This window comes from Pseudomonas sp. H2_A10, from assembly GCF_054680085.1.
This window is the reverse complement of record NZ_CP162821.1, coordinates 4,117,269-4,128,762: the sequence shown is the minus strand read 5'-3', so window position 1 is coordinate 4,128,762 and position 11,494 is coordinate 4,117,269. Positions and strand designations below refer to the sequence as shown.

General features: G+C 62.3%; 8 protein-coding genes and 2 pseudogenes. 7 read left to right on the top strand and 3 right to left on the bottom strand.

Annotation, left to right across the window (positions count from 1 at the left end; genetic code table 11):
* Positions 1-26 precede the first annotated feature (26 nt).
* Complete coding sequence (locus AB4O23_RS19460; protein WP_460060293.1) at positions 27-3,110, bottom strand: efflux RND transporter permease subunit; 3,084 nt, start codon at positions 3,108-3,110, stop codon at positions 27-29.
* 2 nt (positions 3,111-3,112) lie between these two features.
* Positions 3,113-4,219: an efflux RND transporter periplasmic adaptor subunit gene (locus tag AB4O23_RS19455; RefSeq protein WP_460084592.1), complete on the bottom strand. Its 1,107-nt coding sequence runs from the start codon at positions 4,217-4,219 to the stop codon at positions 3,113-3,115.
* Positions 4,220-4,320: 101 nt separating this feature from the next.
* Between AB4O23_RS19455 and AB4O23_RS19450 the strand changes: the two genes are divergently transcribed.
* The 7 genes and pseudogenes from AB4O23_RS19450 to AB4O23_RS19420 all read left to right on the top strand — a co-directional run bounded on the left by AB4O23_RS19450 (position 4,321) and on the right by AB4O23_RS19420 (position 10,257).
* On the top strand, positions 4,321-5,526 hold the full coding sequence (locus AB4O23_RS19450) for a multidrug effflux MFS transporter (protein ID WP_460150234.1): 1,206 nt from the start codon (positions 4,321-4,323) through the stop codon (positions 5,524-5,526).
* A gap of 103 nt (positions 5,527-5,629) precedes the next feature.
* On the top strand, positions 5,630-6,496 hold the full coding sequence (locus AB4O23_RS19445; protein WP_017528975.1) for a pirin family protein: 867 nt from the start codon (positions 5,630-5,632) through the stop codon (positions 6,494-6,496).
* A gap of 167 nt (positions 6,497-6,663) precedes the next feature.
* Complete coding sequence (locus AB4O23_RS19440) at positions 6,664-8,109, top strand: mechanosensitive ion channel family protein (protein WP_135196306.1); 1,446 nt, start codon at positions 6,664-6,666, stop codon at positions 8,107-8,109.
* Positions 8,110-8,158: 49 nt separating this feature from the next.
* Positions 8,159-8,332 (top strand): annotated as a pseudogene (locus AB4O23_RS19435) (LpxA family transferase); the annotation flags it as partial.
* 107 nt (positions 8,333-8,439) lie between these two features.
* Positions 8,440-8,958, top strand: coding sequence for a sigma-70 family RNA polymerase sigma factor (locus AB4O23_RS19430; RefSeq protein ID WP_017528982.1), 519 nt, complete (start codon positions 8,440-8,442; stop codon positions 8,956-8,958).
* A complete protein-coding gene (locus AB4O23_RS19425; RefSeq protein WP_065876878.1) occupies positions 8,955-9,875 on the top strand; it encodes a FecR domain-containing protein in 921 nt (306 codons plus the stop codon). The genes AB4O23_RS19430 and AB4O23_RS19425 overlap by 4 nt, the downstream gene beginning before the upstream one ends.
* A 166-nt stretch (positions 9,876-10,041) precedes the next feature.
* A complete protein-coding gene (locus tag AB4O23_RS19420) occupies positions 10,042-10,257 on the top strand; it encodes a TOBE domain-containing protein (RefSeq protein WP_003173733.1) in 216 nt (71 codons plus the stop codon).
* 45 nt (positions 10,258-10,302) lie between these two features.
* Here the strand turns inward: AB4O23_RS19420 and AB4O23_RS19415 are convergent.
* A pseudogene (locus tag AB4O23_RS19415) lies at positions 10,303-11,447 on the bottom strand (MalY/PatB family protein).
* Positions 11,448-11,494 lie beyond the last annotated feature (47 nt).

The window sequence follows — 11,494 nt, the reverse complement described above, 5'->3', positions numbered from 1 at the left end:
AGGTTCTCGGGGGAGGGGAGTAGAGCTTATCCGGCGCTTATGTGGGAGGTTTCGACAACCTTTGTCTTCTCACGCCCCAGTACCAGGCTGCACAGTGCCGGCAGGAACAACAGCGTCAACACGGTGCCCACCAGCACGCCGCCGATCAGCACAAACGCGAGGGACGACCAGAACACCGACAACGTCAGCGGAATGAACGCCAACGCGGCCGCCAGCGCGGTCAGGATCACCGGCCGTGCGCGCCGTACCGTGGCTTCGATGATGGCCTCGCGAATCGGCATGCCGTGGTCCTGGTTCTGGCGGATCTGGTCGGTAAAGATCAGCGTGTTGCGCATCAGGATCCCGCCGATGCCGATCAGCCCCAGGATCGCGTTGAACCCAAAGGGCTGGTTGAACAGCAGCAAGGTCGGCACCGCGCCGATCAAGCCCAGTGGCGCGGTGGCGAAGACCATGAACATCACGCCGAAGGAGCGTACCTGGAACATGATCACGGTGAGGGTCAGCAGGATCATGATCGGGAACAGCGCCGCCAGGGCCACGTTGGCCTTGGCACTTTCTTCCACCGGGCCGCCGATGTCGATCTGGTAGCCGGCAGGCAGCCTGGCGATCAGCGGTTGCAGGTCTTTGTATACGGCCATTTCCACATCGGGTGGTTGCACGCCGTCGATAATGTCGGCACGCACTTCCACGGTGGTTGCGCGGTCGCGGCGTTTGAGGATCGGCTCTTCCATCACCGCCTGGAAATGCCCGACCTGGGCCAGCGGTACCGAGGTGCCGGCGCTGTTGGTCAGGGTCATGTTGTTGAGGTTGCCGAGGTTCTCGCGCTGGTTGCCCTGGGCGCGAGCGACCACCGAGACGGTGCGGTTGCCTTCGCGTACTTCGGTGATGGGGTTGCCGCTGAGCAAGGCGTTGAGCTGGGACTTGACCTCATCGGGGGTGAAACCCAGCAGGCGCAGGCGGTCTTGGTCCAGCACCAGGCGATAGCTGCTGGTGCGCTCGCCCCAATCGAGAAACGCGTCCTTGGTCAGTGGGTTGGCGGCGACCACTTTGCGCACGTCTTCGGACAGGCTGCGCAGCACGTCCACGTTCGGGCCGGACACGCGGAACACTACAGGGAACGGCACCGGCGGGCCGAACAACAACTGCGTCACACGTACCCGCGCCGCAGGAAACTCACCGGCGGCGATACGCTCGCGCATCCGCAGTTTCAGGGCGTCGCGGGCGTGGGAGTCCGGGGTTTGCACGATCAATTTGGCGAATGCCGGGTCGGGCAACTCAGGGTTCAGCGACAGGAAAAAACGCGGAGCGCCGCCGCCCACATAGGTGTCGACCATCGATGTCTGCGGCTCTTGCAGCAGGGCTTTCTCCAGCTGCGCGGCCACCGCCTCGGTGCTTTTGAAGGCACTGCCGGGCGGCATGTACACCTCAAGGATCAGTTCGGAACGGTCGGAGTTGGGGAAGAACTGCTTCTTCACCACGCCCATGCCCAGCCCGCACAGCACAAATGCTGCGACCACCAGGCCGGTCACCAGCCAGCGCCGGCGCACGCAGGTGTCTACCAGGTTGCGCAGTTTCTGGTAATAGCGCCCGGCATAAATTGCGTCGTGGCCACCCGGCACTGGTTTGATCTGCGGCAGCAACTTCACCCCCAGATACGGCGTGAACACCACCGCCACCAGCCAGGATGAGATCAGCGCAAAGCCGACGATCCAGAAAATATTCCCCGCGTATTCCCCAGCGCCCGACCGCGCAAAGCCCACCGGCAGAAAACCGATGATGGTCACCAGCGTACCGGTGAGCATGGGCGCGGCGGTGGAGCTCCAGGCGAAGGTGGCGGCGTGAATCCGATCAAAACCTTCTTCGAGTTTCACCACCATCATTTCAATGGCGATGATCGCGTCATCCACCAGCAAGCCCAGCGAGATGATCAGCGCACCGAGGGTGATGCGGTCAAACTCGCGGCCGGTCATCAGCATGATCACAAACACGATGGATAAGGTCAGCGGCACCGCAGCCGCCACCACCAACCCCACGCGAAAGCCCAGGGCCAGCAGGCTGATGACCATCACCACCGCCAGGGCGACGAAGAATTTGAGCATGAATTCATTCACCGCCAGGCTGATGTTCTTGGCTTGGTCGGAGACCTTGGCGAAGTTCACGCCCAAAGGCAGGTCAGCCTGGATCCTGGCTTCCTGGGCCTGGAGGCTTTTGTCCAGCTCCAAGCCGTTCCAGTGTTTTTCCATGATCACCCCGAGCATCAGCGCCGGGTCGCCCTGGTGGCGGATGCGGTAGCTGGGCGGGTCTTCATAGCCACGGCTCACGCTGGCCACGTCGGCGATGCGCAGCACGCGGCCATTGACCACCAGCGGCACGTTTTCAATCAGCGCCAGGCTGTCAAATGCGCCGTCGATACGGATATAGGCGCGGGCACCGGCGGTTTCCACAAAGCCCGACGGCGCCACCGCGTTTTGCGCGGCGAGGGCGGCGAAGATCTGATCGGGCTTGATGCCCAGGGTTGCCAGCCGCTCATAGGAAAATTCGACGAAGATGCGCTGGGCCTGCTCGCCGAGGATATTGACCTTTTTCACGCCCGGCAGGTTGAGCAAACCCTGGCGCAGTTCCTCGGCCATCTGCACTTGTTGGCGATGGGGCAGGTGTTCGGCTTCCAGGGCATACAGCGCAAAGTACACATCGGAATACTCATCGTTGAAGAACGGCCCGATCACGCCCTTGGGGAGTCTGGCGGCTTCATCGCTGAGTTTTTTGCGGGTCTGGTAGAACAGGTCCTGGATCTCGCTGGGGCGCGTGGATTCGAGAAATGTCATGCGCATCGACACAAAACCTGGTTGGGCGATGGTCTCCACGCGGTCGTAGTAGTCCAGTTCCTGCAGGCGCTTTTCCAGGCGGTCGGCCACCTGTTCCTGCATTTCCTGGGCGGTGGCGCCGGGCCAGGCGGCGGTAATGGTCATGACCTTGACGGTGAACGATGGGTCTTCGGCGCGGCCCAGTTTGCCGAACGAGAAGATACCGGCGGCCAGGATCGCGATGATCAAAAACAAGGTGACCGCGCGATGCTTGACCGCCAGCTCAGAGAGGTTGATGCCGCGCATGATCATTGGTCCTGTTTGCGGTTGAGGGCCAGCGCCTGGGCGGGCTGAAGGCGCACAACGTCGCCGTTGTGCAGCAGGTGCGCGCCGAGGGCGACGACGGTAGCGCCCGGGCTCACGCCGCTGTCGAGCAGGGCGTCTTCCTGGCCCAGGCCGGCAACTTTGACGGGGGCAAAACTGACCTTGTTGTCCTCGCCGATCAGCCACACGCCAGTTTCCTGCCCGGCGTCATGCAACGCACCAATGGGCACGCGGGTCTGCTGGGCCTGGCCGTTGCCCTGCAGGCGCACGGTGATGGTGGAGCCGAGGGCGAAACGCTCGACATTGCCATGCAGTACATACCGGGCGCGGTAGGTGCGGGTGGTCGGGTCGGCGCTGGCGGACAGCTCGCGCAAGGACGCCGTCACGGTTTGGTCGGGAGCGCCGAAGGGGAACGCCAGGGCTTTCTGGGCGGCCAGGTCGCGTTGGTTTTCCGGCAGGTTGACGATGGCTTCACGGGCCCCGTCATGGGCCAGCCGCGCGACGATTTGCCCTTCGGCGACCACCTGGCCGCGATCCACCCGCACATCGGTGATGATGCCGTCGCCATCGGCCTTGAGCACTGAGTAGGTGCGGCGGTTGTCGATCTGGCTGGCGTCCGATTGCGCCGCGGCCAACTCGGCCTCGGCAACCCGCAAGTTGGTCGCGGACTGGTCGAAGATCTGCCGCGACACGGCGCCGGTACTGGCCAGGCGTTGGTAGCGGTTTGCATCGTCGCGGCGTTGGCGTAATTGCGCCTGGGCAGCGTTGACGCGGTTCCTGGCCGAGCGCACGGCCAGTTCGAAGTCACCGATATCCAACACCAGCAGGGTGTCGCCACGGGACACATGCTGGCCGGGATCGACCTTGCGCTCGATCACCTTGCCGCTGACGCGAAAGCCCAGGTCACTTTCCGTACGGGCCGCGACCACACCGGTATAGGCGCTTTGCTGGCTGCCGGCGGCTTCGACATGGGTGGCAAGTACCGGGCGCGGCTGTGGCGTTTGGGCGGCGGTATCCGCCTTGCTGTTGCAGCCACTGAGGATGATCAACAAAGCCAGGGGCGTGAGAAGACGCAGGGAGAGAGGGGGCATGGCGGACTCCGGGGTAACCAGTGGGCAAAAAATTATGGACATAATTTTTTACGCATATTATGGTCGAAATATAAATTAATCCAGCCCCCCGGATGATCCCCATGCTCAATACCCCGGCGCCCTCACGCAGCTTGTTGTGTTTATTGGTGGCCCTGACGGCACTCGGCGAAGTCTCGACCCAATTGATCATCCCCGGTCTTGGCGTTATCGAGCAGGCGCTGGTGGCGCCGCCGGGTTCGGCCTTGATGGCGTTGTCGGCGTTTGTCGCGGCTTTTGGCCTGGGGCAGTTGGTGTTCGGGCCGCTGTCGGATCGCATTGGCCGCCGCCCGGTATTGCTCGGCGGGTTGGTGCTGTATGGGGTGGCGACCTTGTCGATGCTGTTGGTCAACGATATTCATCAGTTTATTGCGGCTCGCGTACTGCAAGGCCTGGGCGCCTGCGCGGCGCTGGTGTTGGCGCGCACGGTGGTGCGGGATGTGTGGAAGGCCGAAGCGGGGCCGGCATTGGCGTTGACCATGATCGGCATGCTCTATGCCATCGTGGTTGCGCCGATGGTCGGCGGCCTGCTGATCAAGCTGGTGGGGTGGCGCGCGCCGATCATGCTTGCGCTGGCGATCGGCAGCGCGGTGTTGCTGCTGGCGCTGTTGTTCTTTCGAGAAAGCAATCACTACCTGGACCCCGAGACCGGCCACTGGCGCACCCTGGGCGGGCACTATCTGGATTTGCTCAAGGGTCGCCAATATCGCGCATTCGCGGTGGCGTTGGCGTGCACCTATGGCGCGATGTTCGCGGTAATTGCCGGGTCATCGGCGGTCTTTATCAACCTGCTGGGCTTTAGCAGCCTGGAGTACGGCATCAATTTTGGCCTGATCGTGTCGATGCTGATCGTTGGGTCTACTTACACCCGACGCAATATCCTGCGCCTGGGGCCGCAACGGATTGTGGCGATGGGGGTGACGCTGGTCGCCATCGGCGGGGTATCGGCCGCGCTGATTTACGCGCTGTTTGGTTTGTCGGTGCTGGGCCTGGATATTCCAATTGCCCTGGCCACCTTGGGCGGCGGCTTGGTGTTACCTGGCGCGGTCACCGGCGGGGTCATGCCCAACGCGCACCGCGCCGGCCTGGCCGCGGGCTTGATGGGTTTTGCGCAGATGTTCGGTGCCACCTGTAGCGGCCTGTTGCTGAGCCAACTGCGTGATGCAAGTGCGACACCGATGATCATGATCCAGGCGGGTTTTGCGCTGATGGCGTTTGTCGCGTTTCACCTGTTGCGTAACCGGCGCGGGGCCCTGGTCTCAGCGGCGTGAGGCGACGGTTAATCGTTCTATGCATGGAACACTCAAGGCTGTTTATGCCATCTAGCGCTGAATTGGTATCAGCTATAAGGTGTATGCACTTTGGAGGATTACCATGAAAAAACTCATCGGCATCTACACCAGCCCTCGCGCCCACTGGGTCGGCGACGGTTTCCCGGTGCGCACGTTGTTTTCCTACGACAACCTTGGCAAACACATCAGCCCGTTCCTATTGCTGGACCACGCCGGCCCGGTCGATTTCACCCCGACCGAACAACGTCGTGGTGTCGGTCAACACCCCCATCGCGGCTTCGAAACCGTGACCATCGTTTACGCCGGTGAAGTCGAACACCGCGACTCCACCGGCGCCGGCGGCACCATTGGCCCAGGCGATGTGCAATGGATGACCGCCGCCAAAGGCATTCTTCATGAAGAGTTCCATTCCGAAGCTTTCGCCCGTAAAGGCGGCGCAATGGAGATGGTGCAACTGTGGGTCAACCTGCCGGCCAAGTCCAAAATGGCCGAGGCCGGCTACCAGACGATTGTCGACGGTGATATTCCCGCACTGCCGCTGGCCAATGGCGCCGGCAACCTGCGCTTGATTGCCGGAGAGTTCGCCGGGGTCAAAGGGCCTGCACGGACCTTCACGCCAATCGACGTGTGGGACATGCGCCTAAACGCCGGTAAGCCCGTCACGCTAGACCTGCACGCCGGACGTAACACCGCCCTGGTGATCCTGCGCGGCACCGTGCTGGTCAACGGCGAAGAAGTGGCACGTCAAGGGCAACTGGCATTGTTCGAACGTGACGGTACGCAACTGGTGTTGGAGTCCAACGATGACGCCATGGTGCTGCTACTCAGCGGTGAACCGATCGACGAACCCATCGTTGGGCATGGGCCGTTCGTGATGAATACCGAACAGGAGATTCACCAAGCGTTTGCGGACTTCCAGTCGGGAAAATTTGGGCGTATGGGTGCATGAAGCCTCACCGCGACCCCTGTGGCCGCTGGCTTGAACTGCGATAGCAACGCCGTGGCGTTACGCATACGTTGAGGCGTTTGCATCGCGGATAAGTTGGCGCCCACATTTTGTTTTCCAGCGTTCTCAATTCATGCGATCTTCACGCCATTCGCCCTGGAGTCGCCTGGATGCCCTCATTTATCTCTGATCACCCGATGCTGTGCGCCCTGGCGTTGATCCTCATCGACATCGCTGTGTGGCGCTTGATTTCGGTCAGGCTCGCCAATTGGAAACTCGTCGCACGCCTGGTCATTTTTGCGGTGTTCAGCGCTGTACTGTTCAACGACGGCATGAACCCCATGCTGGTCCCGCCGTATGCCGACAACACCGCCTTGCATATGGCGGCCACGGCCTTGCAGATCGGCTGGTGGCTGTTCGCGGCGCGTACGCTCACGGTGTTGCTCGGTGCGCTGATGGTGCAGCGGGTCGGGCATACCGGGCGGTTGTTGCAGGACCTGATCGGCGCGGTGATTTTTCTGATTGCGATCATCGCCGCGCTGGCCTACGTACTCGACCTGCCGGTCAAAGGCGTGCTGGCCACGTCCGGGGCGGTGGCGATCATTGTGGGCCTGGCGTTGCAAAGCACCTTGAGCGATGTGTTCTCCGGGATCGTGCTCAACACCACCAAGCCTTATCAGCTGGATGACTGGATTTCCATCGATGGTACTGAAGGCCGGGTCACCGATATCGACTGGCGCGCCACGCGCTTGCAGACCTCGCAGGGCAGCATGGCGGTGATCCCCAACTCCCTGGCGGCCAAGGCCAAGATCATCAACTTTTCGCGCCCGGCGGATATGTTCGGCCTGGCCGTCAGTTTGCAGGTCAGCCCCCACGCGCGCCCGCAAACCGTGATCGAAGCATTGGAGCGCGCGATGCAGGGCTGCCGACCGTTGCTGGCCAAACCGGCGCCGAGCGTGGCATTCAAGACCTCGGCCAGTGGCGGAGTGGAGTATGAAATCAGTGGGTTCGTGCCCGCCATGCCCCTCAAGCGCGAGGTGCGCAACCAACTCTATGACCTGGCCTTCCGGCATTTGCAGGCGGCGGGCGTGAGCCTGTTGTCGGCGGTCGAAAGCGCCACGCCGGTAGCGACTTCACGGCCACGGGCGCTGCTGGACAGTTCGTCGATTTTCTCCACGTTGCGCCAAGAAGAAAAGGAAACCTTCAGCCAGAACATGACCCTGCATGCCTACCGCGCCGGCGAGATGATCCTGCCGGCGGGCGAGGTGAGCGACCACTTGTTTATCGTCGAGTCCGGCGTGGTCTCGGTGATGCTGATCAAGGGCGGGCACGCGTTCGAGGCCGGGCGCATGGGCCCGGGCGAGGTGATTGGCGAGGCGGGTATTTTGACGGAGCAGGCGGCCCTGGCGGACTTTACCGCCAAGACCTTCTGCACGTTGTACCGCATCGAAAAGGAATACCTGACCCCGTGCCTGGACGCGCGCAAAGACATCGCCGACGCGATGAAAACCCTGCTGGATTTCCGCCTGCACGCCGCGCAGGCCCTGACCCAGGAGGCGCCGGTGGTGCCGGTGAAGAAGGGCTTTATGCAATGGCTGCGCAAGCGCGGTCTCTGAGCACTGAAGGTTTGGAGCTTGATCCGACTCACCGACTACATCGCCAACGTTGCCCAAACCCCCGCTGATCATCGGCGCCCATTGTTTTATTGCCGGCGGCTCACTGCTGCGTGGCGGTTGCGGGGTGGATGCGCACTGCATTATCGGTCCGGGCGCCGAGTTGAAAACCAGCTTTTTGTTCAGTGGCAGCAAGCGGGCTCATTTCAATTTTGTGAGGGACGCTGAGACGACCTTATAAACGCAGCGTTGAAAAGACCATGGTGCAACGGCGCGATATTAAATAGAATGAATCTCATTTGAGACTCACTCGCGCCGCGCAGGTTGCTTGCCATGAATGATGCTGTTGCCCCGACGCACGCCCCTGAACCGACGCTATCGAGCCTGTACCGTGACCACCGCAGTTGGCTGGAAAGCTGGCTACGCAGGCGCCTGGGCAACGCCTGGGACGCGGCGGACCTGAGCCAGGATACGTTCCTGCGCGTGTTGGCCAGTGCCCAGCCGCTGGCGCAGTTGCACGAACCCCGCGCTTACCTGGTGACAGTGGGCAAGCGCCTGCTGGTGAATTTTCATCAGCGCCGCAGCCTGGAACAGGCCTACGTGAACGCGCTGGCCAATTTGCCTGAAGCCTGCGTGCCATCGCCCGAACAGCGCTGGCTGGTGCTGGAAACCCTGCAAGCCCTGGACGAATTGCTCGATGGCTTGCCGGTGCTGGTACGCCGTGCGTTTTTGTGGAGCCAGTTGGAAGGCCTGGGGTACCGCGAGATTGCCGAGCGCCTGCAGGTTTCCGAACGCACGGTAAAACGCTACATGGCCCAAGCCTACGAACACTGCCTGCTGGTGGACCTGTGAGCCGCGAGGTGGCGCGTGCCGCCGCTCAGTGGCTGGCGCTGCTGGAATCCGGTGCCGCCACCGAGCGTGACCACGCCGCGTTGCAGCATTGGCGCGACAGCCATCCCCAGCATGAGCACACCTGGCAGAAAGCCCAATCCCTGCGCCGACGTTTCAGCGATTTGCCTCAAGCCTTGGCCATGGCCAGCCTCGATCGCCCGCAACCCGGTCGCCGCGCGGTGCTCAAACGCGCCCTGGGTGTGGCGGCGTTGCTGCCGGCCGCCTGGTTGATCAGCCGTCAGTTGCCCGTCGACACCTGGCGCGCCGACCTGCACACCGCCACCGGCGAACGCAAACGCCTGCCGCTGGCCGACGGTGCCAGCCTGCAACTCAACACCGCTACGGCGGCTGACGTAGACGTGGCGCAGCGGCGTATCAGGTTGGTCGATGGCGAACTGGCGTTGAATGTACCCGGCATGGCGCCGATGACGCTGCAAACCCGCTATGGCGAGTTGCTGGTCAGCCAGGCTGAAGTCTGTGTGCGCCAACTGGCCGCCGGCTGTCGGGTGTCGGTGCTCAAGGGCGCGGTGCAAGTGCGGGATTTGAACGGCAAAAGCACGACCTTGCAGGCAGGGCGGCAAGCGCCGTTAAAGGCCAGTGGGCTCGGCTCCTCGGCGCCATTTGATGTACTGCAACTCGGTTGGCGCGATGGTGTGCTGAGCGCTCAGAACCAAACGCTCGGCGACTTTTTGCGCGAACTGGAGCGCTATCGTCCCGGCGTGTTGCGCTGGGAGCCGGGCCTTGAAACCTTGCGGGTAACCGGCAGTTTCCGCCTGGACGACACCGACCGCATCCTCAGCCTGCTGGCCTCGACACTGGGCCTGGAGGTGCAAGCGCGGACGCGGTATTGGGTGAGCTTGCGCAAAAAATTGGCGTGATACCTGTTGGGTGGCGAGGACGGCAGCGGCTTGATCGGTTGTCATGCATATATCTAAAAAGAATAAATAAAGAGTTATATATTCCTTTTAATGTGTGTGCCGATGGCGCACTTTGGGGGCCTGCGCATTCGTGCGGATTGACCCAACAGCCAAAAGGAAAGCCGACATGACCATTAAAGCGATCAACGTGCGCAACCAGTTCAAGGGCGTGATCAAAGAGATTCTGCTGGGGGAAGTGGTGTCGGAAATCGACGTGCAAACCGCGTCCGGCATCGTGACGTCGGTGATCACCACCCGTTCGGTGCGTGACTTGGAATTGAAAGTGGGCAGTGAAGTGATCGCCTTCGTGAAGTCGACCGAAGTGTCTATCGCCAAGTTGTAGGCGCAGGCCCCCGCGTACCGGCGGGGGCTGTTCTTGGGGCGTGCTTTAGCGGTTTTGCAAGCTGCGCTCCAAGCGCTGCAAGCCTTCTTCCAGTATCGCCCGCGGGCAGCCGAAGTTCAGGCGCACGAACTGTTGGCTGTCATCGCCGAACTCAATTCCCGCACTCAAGCCGACCTTGGCCCGGTCCAGAAAGAACTGCTGCGGGTCTTCCAGGCCCAGGGCCGTGCAATCGAGCCAGGCCAGGAAGGTACCTTGCGGCGCATGCATCACCACACCGGGCAGGCGAGTGTTCACGGCATCGAGCAGGTAGTCGCGGTTGGCTTGCAGGTAGTGCTTGAGCGCTTCAAGCCATTCGCCGCACTGGCTGTAGGCGGCGCGGGTGGCTTCCAGGCCCAGTGGGCTGACGCTGTCGACCATGCCGCAACGCGCGTTGTTGAAACGCTCGCGGATCTCGGCGTTCTGGATCACGGCAAAACAGGTTTTCAAGCCAGCCACGTTGTAGGCCTTGCTCGCCGACATCAGCGTGATGGTGCGCTGCGCGATCTCTGGTCGAGGCTGGCGGTAGGGATGTGGCGGCGGCCATCGAAGCACAGTTCGGCATGGATTTCGTCACTGATGATCAGCGCGCCTTGCTCCAGGCACGCGTTGGCGAGCGCCAGCAGTTCTTCACGCGGGAACACTTTGCCTATCGGGTTGTGCGGATTGCTCAGCAGCAGGGCGCCGGCGCCATTCAGCGCTTCGTTCATGGTGGACATCGGCGTGACATAGTCGCCGTCGACCAATTGAAACGGCACTTCAATACGCGGCAAATTCCAGTGCCCGGGCGCCAGGCGAATCGGGCGATAGTTCGGGGTTTGCAGCACCACCGGCTGGCCAGGCGCTACAAACGCGTGCAGCGCCATGTTGAACCCCGGTTCGACGCCGGGCAAAAACAGCAGTTCTTCAGGCAGCACGCGCCAGGCGTACTTGGCCCACAGGTCGGCCACGATGGCGTCGCGTACCTCCGGGCCGGCCACGCTGTAGCCGAGGATCTGCTGGTCCAGGCGCGCATGCAGGGCTTGCAGCACGGCGGGCGGCGCGGCGATATCCATGTCGGCGATCCACATCGGCAATACATCGGCCGGGTAACGGTTCCACTTGGTGCTGCCGGTGCCGAGGCGTGGGTGGATCTTGTCGAAATCAAAGCTCATGGAGGCGCTCGTGTCTGGGAGGCGGCGGAAAGTGGCGCGAAATATAG